The organism is Paraburkholderia strydomiana (genome assembly GCF_046030495.1).
Lineage (GTDB): Bacteria > Pseudomonadota > Gammaproteobacteria > Burkholderiales > Burkholderiaceae > Paraburkholderia > Paraburkholderia strydomiana_A.
The window spans coordinates 183,927-205,647 of record NZ_JAQQCJ010000004.1; the positions used below are offsets into that span (position 1 = coordinate 183,927).

Here is a 21,721-nt window from a genome sequence, read left to right on the forward strand (position 1 = left end):
GACATAAGACTGTTCGCGTGGACGAAGAACGGAGCAACTTGGCGGCGGTGAGGTAAGAAGGGCGCGCAGAAAACAAAAAAGCCTCGCACGAATGCGAGGCTTTTTTGCATGTCTTTTGCCTTCGTCAGGCTGGAGCCAAGATTTATTTAATCTTGGTTTCCTTGTACTCAACGTGCTTACGGACGACCGGATCAAACTTCTTGATCAGCATCTTTTCCGGCATGTTGCGTTTGTTCTTCGTCGTCGTGTAGAAGTGACCCGTGCCTGCGGTCGATTCCAGCTTGATCTTGTCGCGTGCGCCTTTCGCCATGATTTACTCCTTAGGCTTCACCGCGTGCGCGCAGATCTGCGAGCACAGCGTCGATACCGTTCTTGTCGATCAGGCGCAGGCCGGCGTTCGAAACGCGCAGACGCACCCAACGGTTTTCGCTTTCCACCCAAATGCGGCGGTTTTGCAGGTTCGGCAGGAACCGGCGCTTGGTTTTGTTGTTCGCGTGGGAAACGTTGTTGCCGCTCATCGGCGCTTTCCCAGTTACTTGGCATACGCGTGCCATGAGAGCACTCCTAATACGCTAATTCTGAGTTCGAACGCCGTGAAAGTTTCCCGAAAAGAGCCGCGCTTAAGTTTGGAAACTAGAGGCGCTTGAGCTTTCCGGAACGCCTTGATGGCTTCGGAACAGGGGGTTGGAAATAGGCAAACCGGAATTATAGCGGAAAAAAAGCCGCAAAATCAAACCTTATTTGCGACACCGGACATGGCGCCCCGCCTGCGCGGCCCTGGTCCTTGTGCCGTCACGGCCAGCCGGCGCGGGCAAACGAGTAGACGCTGTCCGCGCCGACCACCAGATGATCGATCAGTTGCACGTCGATCAACGCCAACGCGTCGCGCAGCGTGTGCGTCAGGCGGCAGTCGCTGGCGCTTGGCTGGACGGCGCCGGAAGGGTGATTATGCGCGACGATCAGGCTCGCGGCATTGAGGTTCAGCGCGCGCCGTACGATTTCGCGAGGATAGACCGCCATGCGCGTGACCGAGCCCTGCGCGCTTTCCTCACAGCGTATCAGCCGATGCCGCGCGTCGAGAAAGAGCGACACGAACACTTCCTGCGGACGACCGCCGATCAGCAGGCGCAGATAGTTCTCCACGGCTTCGGGCGAGTTCAACAGCGAGCGCCTGCGCATTTTATCGACCAGGGAGCGCCGGGCCATTTCCATGATCGCCAGCAACTGCGCTTTTTTCGCCGGCCCGAGGCCGCGGATGCCGTCGAGGTCCACGTAGGCCGCGTCGAGCATGGCGCGCAGTGAGCCGAAGCGGTCGAGCAATGCGCGCGCGACGCTGAAGACGTCGTGGCCGGGCCGGCCCGAGCCTAGCACCAGTGCGATCATCTCGATATCTGACAGGGCGCTCGCGCCCAGGTTGATCAGACGCTCGCGCGGCATGTCTTTTTTTTGCCATTTGCCGCGCAGCAGCGGTGGCCGGGCGGGCGCGCCAGCCGCTGCGGCGGCGCGTGGGGTCGGCGCCTCCGGCAGCGCTGTCTGTGCGGCTGCATCGTCAATCGTGCTCACGTAATCGGCCATATAAAGAGAATCCTCCGCTTCGGTGGGTGGTGCAGGGCGAGGTTATGCCCTGCCGCCATGCGCGCGACTGACCCAAGCCGCCGCCCGCTATGTGGCTTACAATAGACGCTTTGCGCACGGCACCCCGATGGTGTGCCACACGCGTGAACTGCGGCGTCGACTGCGCCTGCAGCACACCCGTGCAGCGCGCTTCGACTGAGCGAGCATTGCATGAGCATCATCGACATTTCCGAGGTGAAGGCCGGTTCACACGTGACGCTTCACTACCGGCTTTCCCTTGCCGATGGCGCCGAAGTCATCAGCACGTTTACTGACAAGCCGGCCACGCTGCTGCTTGGCGCCGGTCAACTGGCGCCGCCGCTGGAAGATATTTTGCTGGGTTTGAAGGTGGGCCACCATTCGACCTTTCAGCTAACCCCGGGCCAGGCGTTCGGCCCCCGCAATCCGGAGCTGATCCAGCGCGTGTCGCTGGCCACGCTGCGCGAAAACAGCATGATCGGCGAGGATTTTTCGCCAGGTGACCTGGTCGAATTCAACGCGCCGGGCGGCGGGCGCTACGCCGGTGTCCTGAAGGAGGTCGGCGAGACGTCGGCCCTGTTCGATTTCAACCATCCGCTTGCCGGCCAGGCGCTGGCGTTTGAAGTGAAAATCATCGGGATTTTGTAAACATGAGCATCACGGATACGACTCTTGCCGAAACCGAGATCCTGCTGGCGCAGCCGCGTGGATTTTGCGCCGGCGTCGATCGGGCGATCGAGATCGTCGAGCGGGCCATCAAGCTGCACGGCTCGCCGATCTACGTGCGCCACGAAATCGTCCACAACGCCTATGTGGTCGAAGACTTGCGCAAGAAGGGCGCGATCTTCATCGAGCGGCTGGAAGAAGTGCCGGCCGGCAATACGGTCATCTTCAGTGCGCACGGCGTGTCGAAGGCCGTGCGTTCGGAAGCCGAGTCGCGCGGGCTGCGCGTGTACGACGCCACGTGCCCGCTCGTGACGAAGGTGCATATCGAAGTCGCGAAGATGCGCCAGGACGGCTTCGACATCGTGATGATCGGCCACAAGGGCCACCCGGAAGTCGAAGGAACGATGGGGCAGGCGGGCGAAGGCATGCATCTGGTCGAAGACATCGAAGACGTGCAGGCTTTGCAGCTGGCCGATCCGGAGCGGATCGCGTTCGTCACGCAAACCACGTTGTCAGTCGACGATGCGGCTGAAATCATCCGCGCGCTGAAGACCAAGTATCCGTCTATCCGTGAGCCGAAGAAGCAGGACATCTGCTACGCCACGCAAAACCGCCAGGACGCCGTGAAATTCATGGCGCCGCAGTGCGACGTCGTGATCGTGGTTGGCAGCCCGAATAGTTCGAACTCCAACCGGCTGCGCGAACTGGCCGAAAAACTCGGCGTGCCGGCCTATATGGTGGATTCGCCCGATCAGATCGATCCGATATGGGTCGAAGGCAAGCGGCGTATCGGCGTGACTGCCGGCGCGTCGGCGCCGGAAGTGCTGGCGCAGGCGGTGATCGCCCGCTTGCGCGATCTCGGCGTGCGCAATGTGCGCGCACTCGACGGCATCGAGGAAAATATCGCGTTTCCGCTGCCGCGCGGATTGGGTTTGCCGGCCTGACAGTTCCGCTGAACCAGGTTGGAAGAAGGCGCGCCCCAGGGCGCGTTTTTTTTCGTCCGAAGCCTGAGCAAGTTCATTAAAATAAAGTGCCAGATCAGCTCGGCGAGCCGGTTGGAGTGCCCTCCCGCACAAATTCTTTTGAATCGTGATTCGGTTTTTTATCCATAACGGCTCGATGTGTCCCCGTTTTGTCCGTGTTAAATCCGTCGCATTGAATTTTGACGCACTAAAGTAGTGCGTCGTCTTCGATATTGCAGGAAACGTAATACATAACGCAAACCAAGCTCCAACCGGGTATCGGGCCGATTCGCTGCAACACTTGATGCCATTGGGTCCGAGCTGGTGCAACTGATGCACGAAAAACTGTCGCAACCCGGTTGCGCCTTTTAGCGGTTTTAGCTCTCAAAATAAGGTTGCAATGCAGGAAAACCCCACCGGTTCAACAATATTGCCAGCCGTAAAATTGGAGTTACAATGCGCGCGTTCTCAAGGCCTTACGGTCCCGAACAACGGATTTTGCAAGGCGCAGGAGACCTACTTAATGCGAGTCAAATTTGCTTACGCCGTGTCCGTCGCGACTGCGGTTGCGATGTTGACCGCGTGCGGCAAGAAACAGGATGTCGAAGCGGGAGCGGGCGCCTCGGCGGCGGTAGCAGCAGCCCCCGCCAGTGAAGCGACCGTCGTGAAGATCGGTCATGCGGCCCCTTTGACGGGTGGCATCGCCCATCTCGGCAAGGACAATGAAAACGGCGCGCGTCTGGCGGTCGAGGAAATCAATGCGCAGGGTTTGACGATCGACGGTCACAAGATCCAGCTGCAGCTTGACGCGCAGGACGATGCGGCGGACCCGAAAACGGGCACCGCCGTCGCGCAGAAGCTGGTCGACGACCATGTGGTCGCGGTGGTCGGGCATCTGAACTCGGGGGTGTCGATTCCGGCTTCGAAGATCTATAGCGATGCGAGCATCGTGCAGATCTCGCCGTCGTCGACCAATCCGGCGTACACGCAGCAGGGTTTCAAGACGACCTACCGGGTCGTCGCCACCGACGCGCAACAAGGTCCGGCGCTCGCCAATTACGCGACAAAGGCGTTGGGCGCCAAACGCATCGCCATCGTGGACGATGCAACCGCCTACGGTAAGGGGCTCGCGGACGAATTCGCGAAGACCGTCGAGGCGAGCGGGGCGAAAGTCGTCGCACGGGAGGCGACGAACGACCGGGCCACGGATTTCCGGGCCATCCTCACAAAGATCAAGAGTGTTCAGCCGGACGTGATCATGTTCGGCGGCATGGACGCGACGGGCGGGCCGTTTACGAAGCAGGCGGCGGCGCTCGGTATCAGGGCAAAAATCCTTGGCGGCGACGGTGTGTGTACCGACAAGGTGGGTGAGCTGGCGGGAACCGCCGTGCAAAACCTGGTCTGTTCGGAAGCAGGGCTCGCGCTTTCGAAAATGGACCGCGGAGCGGACTTCGAAAAGAAGTACGAGGACCGCTTCCACACACCGGTGCAGATTTACGCGCCGTTCACGTATGACGCTGTGTACGTGATCGTCGATGCAATGAAGCGCGCTAATTCGATCGAGGCGCCCAAGGTGCTGGCTGCGATGCCCTCGACCGATTACAACGGGGTAATCGGTCACATCGCGTTCGACGACAAGGGTGATTTGAAAGAGGGCGCCATTACGCTTTACGACTTCAAGAACGGCAAGAAAGCGGTTCTCGACGTCGTGAAGATGTGATGACGGGACGTTCAGCCTGACGGCACCGAAACCACCCAACGGTGCCGTTTTTGCATCCGTTCAAGGGCAAGCCCGCGACCGCATCCCGGTCGTCTGGGCGAACCGGCGGCGGATAACCCTTACCGGTCTTTTACATCAGTACCCGCAGTGCCGTTGAGATTCCGTAGCGCATCACCGCCCACCGGCTGATGAAGAACGCGAATCCAGTCGCACGGGCTAAGGAGCATTAAATGGATATCTTCATCCAGCAGATCCTAAACGGACTGGTGCTTGGCAGCGTTTATGCCATCATCGCACTGGGCTATACGATGGTTTACGGCATTCTGGGCATCATCAACTTCGCTCACGGCGACGTGTTGATGGTGGGCGCGATGGTCGCGCTCTCCGCCATAGGCGTGCTGCAGAACCACTTCCCCGGCCTCGGCAACGTGCCGACGCTGATCATCGCGCTGATCATCGCGGCGGTGGTCTGCTCGCTGGTCGGCTACACGATCGAGCGCGTGGCCTACCGGCCGCTGCGTAAGGCACCGCGTCTCGCACCGCTGATCACCGCGATCGGTGTGTCGATCCTGCTGCAGACCCTCGCGATGATGATCTGGTCGCGCAACCCGCTGCCGTTCCCGCAACTGCTGCCCACCGATCCGATCAACGTGATCAAGGCCACCGACACGACGCCGGGCGCCGTGATCTCGATGACCGAAATCGTGATCATCGTGGTGGCGTTCCTCGTGATGGGCGGGCTGCTGCTGCTCGTGCACAAGACCAAGCTCGGCCGCGCGATGCGCGCGATCGCCGAGAACCCCGGCGTCGCGAGCCTGATGGGCGTGAACCCGAACTTCGTGATCTCGGCGACCTTCATGATCGGCTCGGCGCTCGCCGCCCTGGCTGGCGTGATGATCGCGTCCGAATACGGCAACGCACACTTCTACATGGGCTTCATCCCTGGCCTCAAGGCCTTTACCGCAGCGGTGCTGGGCGGTATCGGCAATCTCGGCGGCGCGATGGTGGGCGGGGTGATCCTCGGCCTGATCGAACAGTTGGGGGCGGGGTATATCGGCAACCTCACGGGCGGCGTGTTCGGCAGTAACTACCAGGACGTGTTCGCGTTCGTGGTGCTGATCGTCGTGCTGGTGTTCCGTCCGTCGGGTCTGCTCGGCGAACGCGTTGCGGATCGCGCTTGATCCCGGGCCATAAGGAGTAAATAGACATGACCTCAATTCAACCGATCGAGCCGTCCACGACGCTCATCCCTGAAAAGAACCTGGGCAAGACGCTGACTGTCGGCATCATCACGGCGGTTCTCGTGATCGCCGCACCGATGATCATCGGCGCGGCCGGCGGCAACTACTGGGTCCGTGTGCTCGATTTCGCGATGCTGTATGTGATGCTCGCGCTCGGCCTGAACGTGGTGGTCGGCTTCGCCGGCCTGCTCGACCTGGGCTACATCGCGTTCTACGCGATCGGCGCCTACGTCGCGGCGCTGCTGAGTTCGCCGCACCTCGCCACGCAGTTCGAGTGGATCGCGCATCTGGCGCCGCACGGACTGCATGTGCCGATCTGGATCATCGTGCCGATCGCGATGGCGGTCGCAGCTCTCTTCGGGATTCTGCTCGGCGCGCCTACGTTGCGTCTGCGTGGCGACTACCTCGCGATCGTGACGTTGGGCTTCGGGGAAATCGTGCGGATCTTCATGAACAACCTCGACCGTCCGGTGAACATCACCAACGGCCCGAAGGGGATCACGGGGATCGACCCGGTGCAGGTGGGCGGCTTCAGTCTCGCGCAGAGCCACTCGCTGTTCGGCTTCCAGTTCCCGTCGGTGTACTCGTACTACTACCTGTTCGTGCTGTGCGCGCTGCTCGTGATCTGGGTCTGTACCCGCTTGCAGCATTCGCGTATCGGCCGCGCATGGGCCGCGATCCGTGAAGACGAAATCGCCGCCAAGGCGATGGGCATCAACACCCGCAACGTGAAGCTGCTGGCGTTCGCGATGGGCGCGTCGTTCGGCGGCCTGTCGGGCGCGATGTTCGGCTCGTTCCAGGGCTTCGTGTCGCCGGAATCGTTCACGTTCTGGGAGTCGGTCGTGGTGCTCGCGTGCGTGGTGCTCGGCGGCATGGGCCACATTCCTGGTGTGATCCTCGGCGCGGTGCTGCTCGCGGTGTTCCCGGAATTCCTGCGCTCGACGATGGGCCCGCTGCAGAACATGATCTTCGGCCATGAAATCGTCGATACCGAAGTGATCCGCCAGCTGCTGTACGGTCTCGCGATGGTCGTGATCATGCTGTATCGCTCGGAAGGTCTGTGGCCGTCGCCGAAGCACGAAGACAAGATCGCGAAACTGGCAAAACGCAGCGGCAAGAAGCCGGTGCGCGCTTAACTGACAGGGAGAAAAACATGAGCGATAACATTCGACTGTCAGTGAAGGGCGTCAACAAGCGCTTCGGCGGCTTGCAGGCGCTGTCGGACGTCGGCCTGCAAATCAAGGCCGGCCAGATCTACGGTCTGATCGGCCCGAACGGCGCCGGCAAGACGACGTTCTTCAACGTGATTACCGGTCTGTACACGCCGGACTCGGGCGAGTTCAAGCTCGACGGCGAGAACTACACGCCGACGGCCGTCTACCAGGTGGCGAAGGCGGGCATCGCCCGGACGTTCCAGAACATCCGTCTGTTCGGCGGCATGACCGCGCTGGAAAACGTGATGGTCGGGCGTCACGTGCGCACGAAGCACGGCCTGATCGGCGCGGTGTTCCAGACGCCGTCCGAGCGCCGCGAAGAACGCGAGATCAAGGAACGCGCGATCGAACTGCTGGAGTACGTCGGCATCGCGCAGTACGCGGACTACACCTCGCGCAATCTGTCGTATGGTCACCAGCGTCGTCTGGAAATCGCCCGTGCATTGGCGACGGATCCGAAGCTGCTTGCACTCGACGAACCGGCGGCCGGCATGAACGCGACGGAAAAGGTCGAGCTGACCAAGCTGCTCGACAAAATCCGTTCGGACGGCAAGACGATCCTGCTGATCGAACACGACGTGAAACTCGTGATGGGTCTGTGCAACCAGATGACGGTGCTCGACTACGGCAAGGTGATCGCACAAGGTCTGCCGCAAGACGTGCAGAAAGATGCGAAGGTGATCGAAGCTTATCTGGGTGCGGGGGTCCACTAATGGCAACGGCAATGTTGAAAATCAAGGGCCTGCAGGTCAATTACGGCGGCATCCAGGCAGTCAAGGGCATCGACCTCGAAGTCGCGCAGGGCGAGCTGGTCACGCTGATCGGCGCGAACGGCGCGGGCAAGACCACGACGATGAAGGCGATCACGGGTCTGAAGCCCTACGCGGCGGGCGACATCGAGTACATGGGCCAGTCGATCAAGGGCATCCCCGCGCACGAGCTGCTCAAGCGCGGTCTCGCGATGGTGCCGGAAGGGCGCGGCATCTTCGCGCGCATGTCGATCGTCGAGAACATGCAGATGGGCGCGTATCTGCGCACGGACACGGAAGGCATCAAGAAGGACGTCGATCGCATGTTCGGCTTCTTCCCGCGCCTGAAGGAACGTGCGTCGCAATACGCGGGCACGCTCTCGGGCGGCGAACAGCAGATGCTGGCGATGGCGCGCGCGATCATCTCGCGCCCCAAGCTGTTGCTGCTGGACGAACCGTCGATGGGTCTGTCGCCGATCATGGTCGAGAAGATCTTCGAAGTGGTGCGCGCGATTTCCGCTGAAGGCATGACCGTGCTGCTGGTCGAGCAGAACGCGCGTCTCGCGTTGCAGGCGGCGAACCGCGGCTACGTGATGGACTCGGGCCTGGTCACGATGTCGGGCGACGCGAAGCAGATGCTGGACGATCCGAAGGTTAGGGCGGCTTATCTGGGTGAATAAGTTGGACTGAACAACCCGGCTGTACCGATAAAAAAGCCGCATGCGTTTTCGCATGCGGCTTTTTCCATTCAGGCGTGCGACGCTTCAGCCAGCCGGCACGGGGTCTGCCAGTTCGCCCAAGCGCTTGCCGAGACTGATCACCGCATCGGTGCGATACCCGAGCGCCTCGTAAAACGCGCGTAGGTCGTTCTTCGCGGACAGAATTTGCAGATTCAGCTTCGGACAGCCAAGTGCGGTCAACACCTGTTCGACGTGCGCGACCAGACGCGTGCCAATGCCGTGACGACGCAGCGATTCATCCACCGCAAGCGAATACATCCAGCCGCGATGCCCGTCATAACCACCCATCACCGTGCCGACGATACGCTCGCCGAGCACCGCGACAAAGAACAGCTCGGGTTGCGTCGCCAGCTTGTTGGCGATCGACAGATGCGGATTGCGCTGCGGCCTCGTCGCGTCCCGATACTCGGGGAAGGCTTGTTGCCACAGTGCGACCACGGCATCGGTATCGCGCGCGTCGAAGCGGCGGATCGATAGCGTTGTGCCCGTCGTCATCGGCGTGCTCCGGTTGATTACAGCGTGTCGAGAATCGAACGCAGCATCGCCATCATCTGGTCGATCTCTTCGTTCGTCACGTTCAGCGCCGGCATGAAGCGCAGCAGGTTCGGACGCGCCGCGTTCAGCAGCAGGCCGTCGGGCTGCATGTCGCGCGCCTTCTCGACGATCTGGTTGCCGATGTCCTTGCCGAGCAGCAGCGCGCGCAGCAGACCCTCGCCGCGCTCGCCCTTGAAGCCACGTTCCTCGGACAACTCCAGCAGCTTCGCGCGCAGATACTCGCCACGCGCGCGCACGCCTTCGAGGAAGCCCGGCGCGGTCAGTTGCGAGATCACCGAATAGCCGACCGCGGTCATCAGCGGATTGCCATTGTAGGTGCCGCCCTGATCGCCCGCTTCGAACACGGCGACCTCCGCTTTCGACAGCAGCGCCGCGAGCGGCACGCCGCCGCCGATGCCCTTGCCGAGCGTCATGATGTCCGGCTCGATGCCCGACAGCTCGTAGGCGAACAGCGTACCCGCGCGGCCGCAGCCGCTTTGCACTTCGTCGACGATCAGCAGCAGGTTGTGCTTCTTCGTCAGCTCGCGCAGTTGCTGCATGAATTCACGCGACGCGGGAATCACGCCGCCTTCGCCCTGAATCGGTTCGAGCATCACCGCGACCGTCTTCGCGTTGATGAGCTTTTCCACCGATGCGATGTCGTTCAGATCCGCCTTCGGGAAGCCCGACACCTGCGGTGCATAGATCGTGTCCCAGCCCGGCTTGCCGCTTGCCGACATGGTGGCGATCGTGCGGCCGTGGAAGCTGTGATCGAACGTGATGATTTCGAACGCGCCGTCCTTGAACTTCTTGCCCCACTTGCGCGCGAGCTTGATCGCGCCTTCATTGGCTTCGGCGCCGCTGTTCGCGAAGAACACCTTGTCGAAGCAGCTGTGCTGCGTGAGGAGGTCCGCGAGTCGCGCCATCGGCTCGTTGTAGAACGCCGGCGACGGATTGAGCAGCAGCTTCGCCTGCTTGTTCAACGCTTCGATCATGCCGTCGTTGCAATGGCCGAGGCTATTGACCGCCCATCCCTGGATGAAGTCGAGATAGCGCTTGCCGTTGTTGTCGTAGAGCCATGAGCCCTTACCGTGCGTGAAAACGATTTCAGGCCGGTTCGTGATGTACATCAGCGACTCGATCGGGTACTCATTGAAATTCATGACGGCGGGCTCCAGGAGACAGGTGAAAGCAGGGTGAAGGTGAATGAACGATTGGCCAGATAGCGGCCGGAAAAACAAAAAGCCACGGCATGCCGTGGCTTTCATGATTCGAACAGCTTGCGCTCTGGTGTGGCGCGAATCCGTGACGAAGCCAGCGGCGTCCCTAAGGGAGCGGCGAGCGGCGACGTCGGAGTTCGGACTGGATGTGGTTCATGCGCGAAAGAATACGACAAGGAAAGCGCCGGTGTAAACCATGAATTTGCACCGCGGCGCATGAAGGCGATTTTTTGCGCCGCGGTCTTGATGCCGACACGTTGCGTGAGAACCGCCTCGCCGATACACCGACGAGGCCTTCCAGTCGCGCAGACCGTGCGCTCGAACGCGCGTTCAGACCGCGTTGGCCAGATCCGCTTCGCTCGTGAACGAGTCCGCATAGAACTCGTCTTCCGGTAGAGCATGATGCTGCGTGAAATCGCGCTGCGCCGACTCGACCATCACCGGCGCGCCGCACGCATACACCTGGTACGCCGACAGATCGGGCAGATCCTCGATCACCGCGCGGTGCACGAAGCCGACCCGGCCCGTCCACGCGTCGCCCGCGTCCGGCTCGGACAGCACCGGCACGAACTTGAAGTTCGGGATCTCGCGCGCCCACTGTTCGGCCAGCTCGAGCAGATACAGGTCTTTCTTGCGGCGCGCGCCCCAGTACAGCGTCATGGGCCGATCGAGATTCTTGTACAGCGCGTGCTCGACGATTGCCTTCAGCGGCGCGAAGCCGGTGCCCGATGCGAGCAGCACGATCGGCTTGTCCGAATCTTCACGCAGGAAGAACGTGCCGAGCGGCGCTTCGAAGCGCAGGATGTCGCGCTCTTTCATCGTGTTGAACACGTGATCGGTGAAGGCGCCGCCGGGCATGTGACGGATGTGCAGTTCGATCGGGCCTTCGGTATGCGGCGCGCTCGCCATCGAATAGCTGCGGCGTTTGCCGTCTTTCAGAATGAATTCGAGGTACTGGCCGGCCAGATATTGCAGACGCTCGTTGGCGGGCAACTGCAGTTTCACGACGACGACGTCGTCGGCCTTGCGCTCGATCGCGTTCACGCGGCAGGGCAGCTTCTTGACTTGCACGTCGCCGACCCCGGCCACTTCGCGGATATCCACTTCGAGATCGGAGCAGGCGGTGGCGCAACACAGGAGTGCCATGCCGCGCGTCTTTTCGTCGTTCGACAACGCCGACGACGAATGCGCGCGCTGTTCGACTTCGCCGCTCACCACGGTGCCCTTGCACGAACCGCAGGCGCCGTTCTTGCAACCGTAGGGCAGGCCGATGCCTTGGCGCAAGGCGGCGCTCAGTACCGGTTCGTCCTGTTCTACCTGAAACTGCCGGCCGCTTTGCCGGAGCGTGACGTTAAATGCCATAGAGTGTTCGAAATCGAAAAGTCGGGAATCGTTATCGGACGCGCCGGATCAACCGCGCGATACCTGCCGCGCTTGACGGCTACAATGCGTCCACCATGAACGCGACACGAAACTTCCGCCGGCCGCGCGTGCTGATCGTAGGATGCGGCGATGTCGGCATGCGCTGCGTGCCGCTGTTGCGCCCGCGCGCGCATATCTTCGCACTGACCAGCCACGCCGAACGCAGCGCCGAGTTGCGTGCCGCCGGCGTGACGCCGCTCGTCGGCGATCTCGATGTGCGCCGCAGCCTGAAACGGCTCGCGGGCCTCGCGCCGACCGTGCTGCATCTTGCTCCGCCGCAAAAAAGCGGCGACGACGACTGCCGGACTCGCGCCTTGCTCGCCACGCTGGGCGCGCGCCGCGATGCCGCGCTGCGTGCCGCGAGGGCGCCCGCCGTGCCGCCGGCGGGGCGCTTGCGCTCCGGGTTGCGCGCCATTCATGTCTCGTGGGCGCGTTCTGAAACAGCCCGTATTGTACCCGACGGGGTGCGCCGGACCGCGGCGGCGCGTGCGCCCGTGCGTCTCGTCTACGCGAGCACGACGGGCGTCTACGGCGATTGCGGCGGGGTATGGATCGACGAAACGCGCGCGACGCAGCCGGCCAATGCGCGCGCGAAACGCCGCGTCTCGGCCGAGCGGCAGTTGCGGCGCGCGAGCGCGCGCGGCAGCGTGACGGCGAGCATCGCGCGGATTCCGGGCATCTATGCGCGTAACCGTCTGCCGCTCGCGCGCCTCGACAAGGGCACGCCGGCCCTCATCGACGCCGACGACGTCTACACCAATCACATTCATGCCGACGATCTCGCAGCGATCCTCGTGCGTCTCGCGACGCACGGCAAGCCGGCGCGCGTGATCCATGCGTCCGACGATTCGTCGCTGAAGATGGGCGAGTATTTCGATGCGGTGGCCGATGCGTTCGGCCTGCCGCGCGCGCCGCGCATCACGCGGGCGCAAGCCGAAGAGCGCATCGACCCGAACCTGCTGTCGTTCATGCGCGAATCGAGACGGCTCGTGAACCGGCGTCTGAAGGACGAGTTGCGCGTGCGTTTGCGTTATCCGAGCGTGGCGGATTTTCTGCATGCAGCAGACGTGAAATGAACGTATGAGCGGGCGGCGCGTAGGCGCTGAAAGCGCCGAACCCGAAGCTCCTTTTCAGGAAAGCTCGACCAGCGAAGCCTTGCGCAGCGAGCCGAAAACCCGGCAAATACTCGCCGCGCCGGGCATCGTCCGGAAAAATTCCGTTGCGCGTCGGGTGGTGCGCCGCGCGTGGCTTCGCTCGCTCAGGTCAGCGACGGCAGGAATTCCAGCAGCAGGAAACACAGCATCCCGCCGACCAGAGCGCCGATCAGATTCGGCGAATATTGGTGCCGCAGCCGCATGATGACCACCAGTCCGCCGACCAGCAGCAGCCCGAAGCATACGAAAGCAATCATCACCTGCGAGATCGTGATGGTGTCGACGATGTGCATGGCGCCCCTCCTTGCAAGCCTTTTATAGTCGTTTGTTTAGTCGAGTATAGGGCGCGGTATAAGGAAGAGCATGCTGCGACGCAGCGGTTCTGCGGGCCGCCGCTCGAATCGTTCTCGCGGATCGACGGGCTTTTCCTGCTGCATCAATACCTTAAGCGGGCGCTAGCGGTTTACCCGCTCCGTAAAGAAATGAGGTCGGTTTCGTCGAGCCATTGCCAGGCGCCGGGCGCGAGCGCGGCGGGCATCGCGAGTGCGCCGATCCGCTCGCGGTGCAGCGCCTCGCACCGATTGCCGGCTGCGGCGATCATCCGCTTGACCTGGTGGTACTTGCCTTCCATCACGGTGAGCGCGAGTGTGTGTGCGTCGCGCGCTTCGGCGTCGACGGCGGCGCTCGGCCTCGTCTCGCCATGCAGCAGCACGCCGCCGCGCAGCGCGCTCAATTGCGCGTCGTCGAGCGGATGACGCGTGGTCGCGACGTACAGCTTCGGCACCTTGCGTTTCGGCGACGTGAACAGGTGCACGAACTTGCCGTCGTCGGAGAGCAGCAGCAGGCCGGTCGTGTCCTGATCGAGCCGGCCCACGCATTGCACGCCGCGCTCGGCGAACTGCGGGGGCAACAGGCTGAATACGCTCAGATGATGTTGCGGATCGCGCGAACACTCGTAGCCGGCGGGCTTGTTCAGCAGCACATACGCATGCTCGCGATACGGCCAGACGACGCCGTCTACGCTGAAGCGCAGGGTGTCGTCGTGGGTCGGGAAATCGGCGTCGGCGTCGGTGCACACAGTGCCGCCGACGCTCACGCGCGCATCGGCGATCAGCGCGCGGCATTGGCGGCGCGAGCCGAAACCTTGAGTGAAGAGAATGCTTTCGAGATTCATGGCGAGCGAAGAATAACACCGCAAGAAGCGGAGCGCCCCGCGGCGCCGGACGGACGACGATGAACTCCTTTCTCAACGCAGGAGTTCATCGATGCCCGCCACGTCTTCTTCAGCTTCCGCGATCCGATTGCCGGCCGTTTTCCAGCGGCTCGCGTGGTCGAATCTGGCCGCGCAATCGGCCGAGCAGATCAGTCTCGCCGCCGCGCCGCTCGTCGCGGTGTTCGCGCTCGGCGCCGACGCGCGCGGCACCGGGCTCCTGCAAACCGCACAGACGCTGCCGTTCCTGTTGCTGTCGATTCCGCTCGGCGTGTGGGCCGACCGCCGCTCGCGCCGCATGTTGATGACGCTCGCCGAAAGCGTGCGCGTGTTCGCGATGCTATGTGTGCTGCTGCTCGTGATGATGCATGCGCTGAACCTGCCGCTGCTCGCCGCGCTCGGTTTCATCGCGGCGACGGGCACCGTGGCCTACAACGTCGCCGCGCCGTCGCTGGTGCCGTCCATCGTGCCGCGCGAAGCGTATGCGAGCGCGAACGGCCGGCTCGAACTCGCGCGTAGCGTCGCGTATTCCGCGGGGCCGGCGGCGGGAGGTTTGCTGGTTGGCTGGATTGGCGCGGGTTGGGCCTATGGATGCGCGGCGGCGTTGTCGGCGCTGGCCGTCGCGTTGCTGGCGGGACTGCGGGAGCCGCCGCGCGCGGCCGCTCCCGCGCGCCACTTCATGCTCGAACTGCGCGACGGCACACGCTTCGTGCTGCGCGACGAGTTGTTGAGGCCGATGCTCGCGACCGCGGTGTTCTTCAACCTCGGCTTCTTCATCCTGCAGGCGGTGTATGTGCCGTACGCGGTGCATCGGTTGGGGCTGAGCGCCTCGGCGGTCGGCGCGACGCTCGGCGCTTACGGCGTCGGCATGGTGTGCGGCGCGCTGGCCGCGCCCGCCATCGCGCGACGGCTCGCGTTCGGCCGCGTGCTGATCATCGGGCCGGCGTGCGGTCTGCTCGCCTCGCTCGTGATGGTGGCGACGCTCGTCGCGCCATCGTTCTGGCTCGCGACGGCGAGCTTCTTCCTGCTCGGCGCCGGACCGATCCTGTGGGTGGTCGGCTCCACGACGCTGCGCCAGGCGATCACCCCCGAGCGCATGATGGGCCGCGTTTCGGCGCTGATCAGCACCGCCACCTACGGCGCGCGGCCGGTGGGCGCGCTGCTCGGCGCGGCACTCAGCGCGCGCTGGAATGTCGACGCCTGTCTGGTCGCCGCAGCGGCGGCTTTTCTCGTGCAGGCGCTGATCATCGTGATGTCGCCGGCGGCGCGGCTTGCGAGTGTTCCGGCGCGGACAGCGGTGGCCTGCTGACGTGCGTTGTGCCGCACCAGCCTTAGCCTGAGGTCGGCGAGGCTGATTCGTTCCGCCTGACCGGGACGAACCCGACCTGCAGGCCGAAGAGTTTCGCCACGCTGTTGAGCGAATCGACGGTCGGGTTCCCTGTCCCGCGCTCGATGTCCTGGATGACCCGGCGGCTGACGCCTCGGTGCGCGGCGAATTCGGCCTGGGTCAGGCCCGTCATCGCGCGCATCGCTTTCATGGCCTCGGGAATCGTCATGTCGCCCCGGCCGATCCTTTCGTAGAAAACGCGGCGCAGGGCGTTCTGCTCTTCACGGGTGGGTCGGTTCCGACGGGGCATGATGAGCCTCTGGTGGTTGAAGGGCTTTCAGTTGTCGGACCTGCGTGTCGATGGACGGCGTCAGGAACTCGATGATGTCGTGATCGACGCCTTGCGTTTCCATGATGTCGGGCAGGCGTTCGATCTGCACGGCAAAGCGGCTCAATGCCTGGGCGAGCAGCTCGCGCTCATGGTCCGGGACAGGCAGCGCCGCCAGTACGTCGGCCCAGTCCGTCAGCTCGACCCGGGTGTCCGGCCGATACCATCTCAGCGCACGTGGAATCAACGCGGGGTCCAGGTACATCGGTGCGAAGTCGAACAAGGGGGTGAGCCGGACTTTGCCGTCGGCCAGTTGCACGGCTGTATTGCGCGCATGATTGTCCGTGTTGCGCATGGCCAGATTGAGGACATCCCGCTTGATGAACTCGAGCGTTTCGGCCGGTGGGTCGGTCACCACCTTGCGGATTCCTGCCACGACGTCGAAGAGGTTCGGGCGCAGGTCGAAGCCGGCCAAACCCAGAATAGATGCCACGCTTTCCTGATGCAGGCGCACGACTTTGCCGTCGCTCGCGATCCGGTCGAAGCGCGGGATCAGCAGGACATCGCCATGAAGGGTTGGCAAATCCGTGTGCGTGCGAATACCCAGCGCGGCGGCCACCCGCATGTACGCCGCTTCGTTGCGCAGGACCTTGTCGTCGGCCGCGCTGTTCCCGCGCGGCAGTTTCGCGATCAGATGCTGGGTGGCGTCGGCATCGGGCAGCACGGCATCACCGTGCAGCAGGCCCGCCCGGTCCCGGGTGAGCAGGTATTTCGGCGCCGCACCCTGAACCCCGGTGGTGCCCGTGCCGAGCATTCCGTGCAGGAACATCCTTTCCTTGAATTCCGCGCTACGTATGACGACGTCGTCGATTGTCAGGCCGGGTAGGCCACGCGCGGCCGGGTGCCTCGCCACATGCGTTTCAAAGTAGTCGACGGCCTCGGCGACGCGGATCCGGCCGACCGGATTGAAGGCGCCCGCGCAGATCAGCGGAAAGTCCGCGTCGGGGCCATCTGGTAGCGTCAGCTCGCCCAGCAGGAAGCGACGACCGTCCCCTTGCGGGACGAGGTCGTAGAGGAAGGCGGGCATGGTCCGGGCGCCGTGAATGTCCATATCGACGGGCTCGGCAAGGGACAGCGGGGCGTCCGTGTGCTCGATGGCGTACATGACCAGATGATTCCACTGGCAAATGCCGTCGTTGAGTTCGATCTGCGCGCAATCGACCCAGCGATCGTCCAGGAATATCTGCAGGATGCAATCCATAGAGGTAACTCCTTGTGCCTCATAAATGTAGCACAACACAGCGACAGAGTGCTGATGCGCATCTTATAAGTGTTTTTATTGAATCGCCGGTTAGATGATCGGAAGGCATTTCACCGTCCCATCCAGGTCACCCGGCCGCATCAATTCCGGCACCCACGCCAGTCGGCGTTCAGTGAAAACCCTCGACAATGAAAATGAATTTTTTTCCAGGAAGTTTTCATGTAAATATACTTTCATGAGGTCCAACTACAACCGCCGCGCAGACGCACTCGCATGATCGACCATCCCTCCGCCGCATCCCGTCACGCCGAGCAGGCCATTGCCGCGCGCATCGCCGCGGCCATGCCGACGCTGACGCCGATTCACCGGCGCATGGGCGACTACGTGCTGGCCAATCTGTTTCGCGCGGCGACCATGCGGATCGACGAACTGGCGAGCGTAGTCGGCGCGTCAGTGGCGACGGCGAACCGCTTTGCCCGGGCGCTCGGCTTCGACGGCTACCCGCAGTTCCGCGAAGCGCTCGTACGCGGCTTCGAAGCGACGCTCGCACCGGTCGAGCGCCTGCGCAGCGCGCAGGAGTCGCTCGCGCCCGGCGACGATCTGGTCGACGCATCGCTGGAGCAGGCCGCCAACAACCTGCACGCGACGCGCACCGCGATCGACCGCGCCGCCGCGGACGCCGCCGTCGAAGCAATCATCGCGGCGCGCCGCGTGTTCGTGCTCGGCTACGGCGCCAGCGCGTTTCTCGCCGGTCTGATGGAACACGGTCTGATGCCGTATCACGACAACGTGCAGTCGCTTGCGCTGATCGGCGGGCCGTCGCATGCGGCGCGGCGTCTGTTTGCGTCGAACGAAAACGATCTCGTGATCGGCATTGCGTTTCCGCGTTATGTCGAAGACACGATCGAACTCGCGCGCCGCGCGGCCAGCCGGGGCGCCCGCGTGCTGGCGCTGACCGACGGTCCGCATTCGCCGCTCGCGCGATTCGCAAGTCTCTCGCTCTATATCCGCACCGACCGGCGGCTGGCGGCGAACGCCGATTCGGCCGTGCTGGCGGTGATCGAAGCGCTCTGCGACGCGGTCGCGTACCGCGCCCAACGCTCGGTGAAGGCCGCCGCCGAGGTCAGCGAATTCGTGCTGCCCTGGCTCGTCGAACCGCAGGCCGGTCCGAGCGACGCGGCGGGCGAACCCGTGCGCGCCCCGAGCCGCGCGCCGCGAGCCCCCCGCGCCCCCCATACCACCAGCACTCCCAAAACGAAACGATGAACTCCAACGCAGTCATTGCCATTCACGGCGGGGCAGGGACGATCCTGCGCGCGTCGATGTCGGCCAGTGCCGAAACCGAATACCACGCGGCGCTGCATGCAGTGCTGAGCGCGGGCCAGCGCGTGCTCGCCGACGGCGGCAGCGCGCTCGACGCGGTCAGCGAAGCCGTGCGTCTGCTCGAAGATTGCCCGCTCTTCAATGCGGGACACGGCGCGGTCTACACGGCCGCCGGCACCCACGAACTCGACGCCGCCATCATGGACGGCAGCACGCTCGAAGCCGGCGCGATCTGCTGCGTGACGCGCGTGCGCAATCCGATTCTGGCCGCGCGCCGCGTGCTCGAACGCAGCGAGCATGTGCTGTTCACCGGCGAAGGCGCGGAGGCGTTCGCCGCCGCGCAAGGGCTCGAATTCGTCGAGCCCGGGTACTTCGATACCGAAGCGCGTCATCGTCAGTGGCTGCTCGCGCGCGATCAGCAGCGCGCGGTGCTCGATCACGACGGCGCGGCGCTTGACGCGGCATCGTCGGCGAATCACGGCGATGGCGAACCCACACCGCACGAGCCGATCGATCCGAACCGCAAGTTCGGCACCGTCGGCGCGGTCGCGCTCGACCAGCACGGCCACGTGGCGGCGGCCACGTCGACCGGCGGCGTCACCAACAAGCAGGTCGGCCGGGTCGGCGATACGCCGCTGATCGGCGCGGGCTGCTATGCGGACGACGCGACCTGCGCGGTCTCGACCACCGGCTCCGGCGAAATGTTCATGCGCATGGTCGCCGCTTACGACGTCGCCGCGCAAATGGCCTATCGCAACGTCTCGCTGCAGGACGCGGCCCACGACGTCGTGATGAACCGTCTGCCGAAGATCGACGGCCGCGGCGGTCTGATCGCCGTCGACGCGCGCGGCAACGTCACGCTGCCGTTCAATACCGAAGGCATGTACCGCGGTTTCGCGCGGCTCGGCGAAACGCCGGTGACGGCGATCTACCGCTAGCGCGTGCGACAGCGCCTGACATCCCGCTCGAAGTTTTGCCAGAACCTACGTTAGCCGCGTTCGAAATCAAAGGAACCACCGTGCCGACTCCCTCGCACACTGCCCGTCCGCTTATCGAAACCTTGCCGCCGCAACGCGTGCTCGCGGTCGACGATCTGTCGGTCGCGTTTCGCCGCGGCAATTCGACCTTCAACGCGGTGCGCAATCTGTCGCTGAGCGTCGAGCGCGGCGAGACGCTGGCGATCGTCGGCGAATCGGGTTCGGGCAAATCGGTGACTTCGCTCGCGTTGATGCGGCTGATCGAGCATGGCGGTGGGCGCCTGGCCGGCGGCAGCATCGCATTCCGGCGCCGCGACGGCAGCGTGCTCGACCTCGCGCAAGCGTCGTCCGGCACGATGCGCTCGATTCGCGGCGCCGACATCGCGATGATCTTCCAGGAACCGATGACCTCGCTCAACCCGGTCTTCACGGTCGGCGATCAGATCAGCGAAGCGATCGCGCTGCATCAGGGCAAGAGCCGTCAGGCCGCGCACGCCGAAACGCTGCGACTGCTCGAACTGGTTCGGATTCCTGAGGCACGGCGGGTGGCGGCGCGCTTTCCGCATCAACTGTCGGGCGGCATGCGCCAGCGCGTGATGATCGCAATGGCGTTGTCGTGCAAGCCCGCGCTGCTGATTGCGGACGAGCCGACCACCGCGCTCGACGTGACGATTCAGGCGCAGATCCTGCAACTGATCCGCGGCTTGCAGGACGAGATGAACATGGGCGTGATCTTCATCACGCACGACATGGGCGTGGTGGCCGAAGTGGCCGATCGCGTGCTGGTGATGTATCGCGGCGAAAAGGTCGAAGAAGGCGCGTCGGATGCGCTGTTCGCCGCGCCGTCGCATCCCTATACCAAAGCGCTGCTGGCGGCCGTGCCGCGCCTGGGCGCGATGCAGGGCACCGATCAACCCGCGCGCTTTCCGATTCTCACCGTCGAACAGGCGAGCCTGAGCGGCGCCGGGCAGGCCGTGCAGTCCGCCGCAGCGATCGCCGATGCGGCGCAGCCGCTGGTGCGGCAAGACACGCCGCCGATTCTGCGCGTGCGCGATCTCGTCACGCGCTTTCCGGTGCGCAGCGGCATGTTCGGCCGCATGACGGGTCGCGTGCATGCGGTCGAAAAAGTCAGCTTCGACTTGCGGCCGGGCGAAACGCTCGCGCTGGTCGGCGAATCGGGTTGCGGCAAGTCCACGACGGGCCGCTCGCTGCTGCGCCTCGTCGAAAGTCAGAGCGGCTCGATCGAATTCGACGGCAAGGAAATCAGTTCACTGACCGGCCCCGCGTTGCAGGCGTTGCGGCGCGATATCCAGTTCATTTTCCAGGACCCGTTCGCGTCGCTGAATCCGCGCTTGACGGTTGGCTTTTCGATCATGGAGCCGCTGCTCGTGCACGGCGTCGCGCAGGGTGCGCAAGCACAGGCGCGGGTCGCGTGGCTGCTCGAAAAAGTCGGCTTGCCGGCCGAAGCGGCGCGCCGCTATCCGCACGAATTCTCCGGCGGCCAGCGCCAGCGCATCGCGATTGCACGCGCGCTCGCGCTGAATCCGAAAGTCGTGATCGCCGATGAATCCGTGTCCGCGCTCGACGTGTCGGTGCAGGCGCAGATCGTCAATCTGATGCTCGATCTGCAGCGCGAACTCGGTGTCGCGTATCTGTTCATTTCGCACGACATGGCGGTGGTCGAGCGCGTCAGTCATCGCGTCGCGGTGATGTATCTCGGCCAGATCGTCGAGATCGGGCCGCGCCGCGCGGTGTTCGAAGCGCCGCAGCATCCGTACACGAGAAAGCTGATGGGCGCGGTGCCGGTCGCCGATCCGGCGCGCCGGCACGCGAAACGCATGCTCGCCGCCGACGACATTCCGAGCCCGATCCGCGCGCTCGACGACGAGCCGGTCGTCGCGCCGCTGGTCGCGGTGGGCCCGGATCACTACGTCGCACAGCATCGCGTCGGCGGGGCTTACTGAGACGCAGACCTGCAGAAGACCCGAAGCGCAAAACCGAAGCCAAAGAATCGACGCAAAAGAATCGACGCAAAAGAATCGCAGCAAAACGTCAAGCAGAACGCAACGCAAAACCCGAA

At 63.8% G+C, this 21,721-nt stretch carries 22 protein-coding genes; 12 read left to right on the forward strand and 10 right to left on the reverse strand.

The window, feature by feature from the left end; all coding sequences use genetic code 11:
* Positions 1 to 142 precede the first annotated feature (142 nt).
* The 3 genes from rpmG to radC all read right to left on the reverse strand — a co-directional run bounded on the left by rpmG (position 143) and on the right by radC (position 1,575).
* On the reverse strand, positions 143 to 310 hold the full coding sequence (gene rpmG / locus PQQ53_RS07730) for a 50S ribosomal protein L33 (protein WP_007180630.1): 168 nt from the start codon (positions 308 to 310) through the stop codon (positions 143 to 145).
* Positions 311 to 320: 10 nt separating this feature from the next.
* Positions 321 to 554: a 50S ribosomal protein L28 gene (rpmB, locus tag PQQ53_RS07735; protein WP_007180631.1), complete on the reverse strand. Its 234-nt coding sequence runs from the start codon at positions 552 to 554 to the stop codon at positions 321 to 323.
* Positions 555 to 792: 238 nt separating this feature from the next.
* Positions 793 to 1,575: a RadC family protein gene (gene radC, locus PQQ53_RS07740; protein WP_408140668.1), complete on the reverse strand. Its 783-nt coding sequence runs from the start codon at positions 1,573 to 1,575 to the stop codon at positions 793 to 795.
* Positions 1,576 to 1,785: 210 nt separating this feature from the next.
* On the opposite strand from radC, the gene PQQ53_RS07745 reads away from it, so the two are divergent.
* The 7 genes from PQQ53_RS07745 to PQQ53_RS07775 all read left to right on the forward strand — a co-directional run bounded on the left by PQQ53_RS07745 (position 1,786) and on the right by PQQ53_RS07775 (position 8,825).
* Complete coding sequence (locus tag PQQ53_RS07745; RefSeq protein ID WP_408323595.1) at positions 1,786 to 2,241, forward strand: FKBP-type peptidyl-prolyl cis-trans isomerase; 456 nt, start codon at positions 1,786 to 1,788, stop codon at positions 2,239 to 2,241.
* A gap of 2 nt (positions 2,242 to 2,243) precedes the next feature.
* Complete coding sequence (ispH, locus tag PQQ53_RS07750; protein WP_408140669.1) at positions 2,244 to 3,203, forward strand: 4-hydroxy-3-methylbut-2-enyl diphosphate reductase; 960 nt, start codon at positions 2,244 to 2,246, stop codon at positions 3,201 to 3,203.
* A gap of 541 nt (positions 3,204 to 3,744) precedes the next feature.
* Positions 3,745 to 4,941, forward strand: a complete 1,197-nt coding sequence (locus PQQ53_RS07755; RefSeq protein WP_408152444.1) for a branched-chain amino acid ABC transporter substrate-binding protein — start codon at positions 3,745 to 3,747, stop codon at positions 4,939 to 4,941.
* A 230-nt stretch (positions 4,942 to 5,171) separates the two neighbouring features.
* Positions 5,172 to 6,122, forward strand: coding sequence for a branched-chain amino acid ABC transporter permease (locus PQQ53_RS07760; protein ID WP_042321524.1), 951 nt, complete (start codon positions 5,172 to 5,174; stop codon positions 6,120 to 6,122).
* Positions 6,123 to 6,148: 26 nt separating this feature from the next.
* Complete coding sequence (locus tag PQQ53_RS07765) at positions 6,149 to 7,318, forward strand: ABC transporter permease subunit (protein ID WP_408140671.1); 1,170 nt, start codon at positions 6,149 to 6,151, stop codon at positions 7,316 to 7,318.
* A gap of 17 nt (positions 7,319 to 7,335) precedes the next feature.
* Entirely contained in the window at positions 7,336 to 8,109 is a 774-nt protein-coding gene (locus PQQ53_RS07770) for an ABC transporter ATP-binding protein (protein ID WP_408140673.1), read from the forward strand.
* Positions 8,109 to 8,825 (forward strand): ABC transporter ATP-binding protein, encoded by a 717-nt coding sequence (locus PQQ53_RS07775; protein ID WP_042321530.1) that lies wholly within the window; start codon positions 8,109 to 8,111, stop codon positions 8,823 to 8,825. Before PQQ53_RS07770 ends, PQQ53_RS07775 begins: the two co-directional genes overlap by 1 nt.
* A gap of 84 nt (positions 8,826 to 8,909) precedes the next feature.
* On the opposite strand, the gene PQQ53_RS07780 is transcribed toward PQQ53_RS07775, so the two are convergent.
* The 3 genes from PQQ53_RS07780 to PQQ53_RS07790 all read right to left on the reverse strand — a co-directional run bounded on the left by PQQ53_RS07780 (position 8,910) and on the right by PQQ53_RS07790 (position 12,001).
* Entirely contained in the window at positions 8,910 to 9,380 is a 471-nt protein-coding gene (locus PQQ53_RS07780) for a GNAT family acetyltransferase (RefSeq protein WP_408152447.1), read from the reverse strand.
* 17 nt (positions 9,381 to 9,397) lie between these two features.
* Complete coding sequence (locus PQQ53_RS07785) at positions 9,398 to 10,582, reverse strand: acetylornithine transaminase (protein WP_408323596.1); 1,185 nt, start codon at positions 10,580 to 10,582, stop codon at positions 9,398 to 9,400.
* A 387-nt stretch (positions 10,583 to 10,969) separates the two neighbouring features.
* Complete coding sequence (locus PQQ53_RS07790) at positions 10,970 to 12,001, reverse strand: CDP-6-deoxy-delta-3,4-glucoseen reductase (RefSeq protein WP_408152448.1); 1,032 nt, start codon at positions 11,999 to 12,001, stop codon at positions 10,970 to 10,972.
* A gap of 95 nt (positions 12,002 to 12,096) precedes the next feature.
* On the opposite strand from PQQ53_RS07790, the gene PQQ53_RS07795 reads away from it, so the two are divergent.
* Complete coding sequence (locus PQQ53_RS07795) at positions 12,097 to 13,137, forward strand: NAD-dependent epimerase/dehydratase family protein (RefSeq protein ID WP_408323597.1); 1,041 nt, start codon at positions 12,097 to 12,099, stop codon at positions 13,135 to 13,137.
* Between the two features lie 182 nt (positions 13,138 to 13,319).
* Here PQQ53_RS07795 and PQQ53_RS07800 read toward each other — a convergent pair whose 3' ends face one another.
* Positions 13,320 to 13,508, reverse strand: coding sequence for a hypothetical protein (locus PQQ53_RS07800; protein ID WP_408140680.1), 189 nt, complete (start codon positions 13,506 to 13,508; stop codon positions 13,320 to 13,322).
* Between the two features lie 170 nt (positions 13,509 to 13,678).
* The gene (locus PQQ53_RS07805; protein ID WP_408140682.1) at positions 13,679 to 14,389 is read right to left on the reverse strand and encodes a pseudouridine synthase; all 711 of its coding nucleotides are present in this window, start codon (positions 14,387 to 14,389) and stop codon (positions 13,679 to 13,681) included.
* Positions 14,390 to 14,480: 91 nt separating this feature from the next.
* Between PQQ53_RS07805 and PQQ53_RS07810 the strand changes: the two genes are divergently transcribed.
* Positions 14,481 to 15,734, forward strand: a complete 1,254-nt coding sequence (locus tag PQQ53_RS07810) for an MFS transporter (RefSeq protein WP_408323598.1) — start codon at positions 14,481 to 14,483, stop codon at positions 15,732 to 15,734.
* A 22-nt stretch (positions 15,735 to 15,756) separates the two neighbouring features.
* Here the strand turns inward: PQQ53_RS07810 and PQQ53_RS07815 are convergent, their stop codons facing one another.
* On the reverse strand, positions 15,757 to 16,062 hold the full coding sequence (locus PQQ53_RS07815) for a helix-turn-helix domain-containing protein (protein ID WP_408140685.1): 306 nt from the start codon (positions 16,060 to 16,062) through the stop codon (positions 15,757 to 15,759).
* On the reverse strand, positions 16,034 to 17,341 hold the full coding sequence (locus PQQ53_RS07820) for a type II toxin-antitoxin system HipA family toxin (protein ID WP_408323599.1): 1,308 nt from the start codon (positions 17,339 to 17,341) through the stop codon (positions 16,034 to 16,036). The genes PQQ53_RS07815 and PQQ53_RS07820 overlap by 29 nt, the downstream gene beginning before the upstream one ends.
* Before the next feature lie 273 nt (positions 17,342 to 17,614).
* On the opposite strand from PQQ53_RS07820, the gene PQQ53_RS07825 reads away from it, so the two are divergent.
* From PQQ53_RS07825 to PQQ53_RS07835, 3 genes are all read left to right on the forward strand, one after another.
* A complete protein-coding gene (locus PQQ53_RS07825) occupies positions 17,615 to 18,607 on the forward strand; it encodes a MurR/RpiR family transcriptional regulator (RefSeq protein ID WP_408323600.1) in 993 nt (330 codons plus the stop codon).
* Positions 18,604 to 19,602 carry an isoaspartyl peptidase/L-asparaginase family protein gene (locus tag PQQ53_RS07830; RefSeq protein ID WP_408140688.1) on the forward strand — a complete coding sequence of 333 codons (999 nt, stop codon included), beginning with the start codon at positions 18,604 to 18,606 and terminating at the stop codon, positions 19,600 to 19,602. The genes PQQ53_RS07825 and PQQ53_RS07830 overlap by 4 nt, the downstream gene beginning before the upstream one ends.
* 80 nt (positions 19,603 to 19,682) lie before the next feature.
* A complete protein-coding gene (locus PQQ53_RS07835; protein WP_408140690.1) occupies positions 19,683 to 21,605 on the forward strand; it encodes a dipeptide ABC transporter ATP-binding protein in 1,923 nt (640 codons plus the stop codon).
* The last annotated feature ends 116 nt before the right edge of the window (positions 21,606 to 21,721 follow it).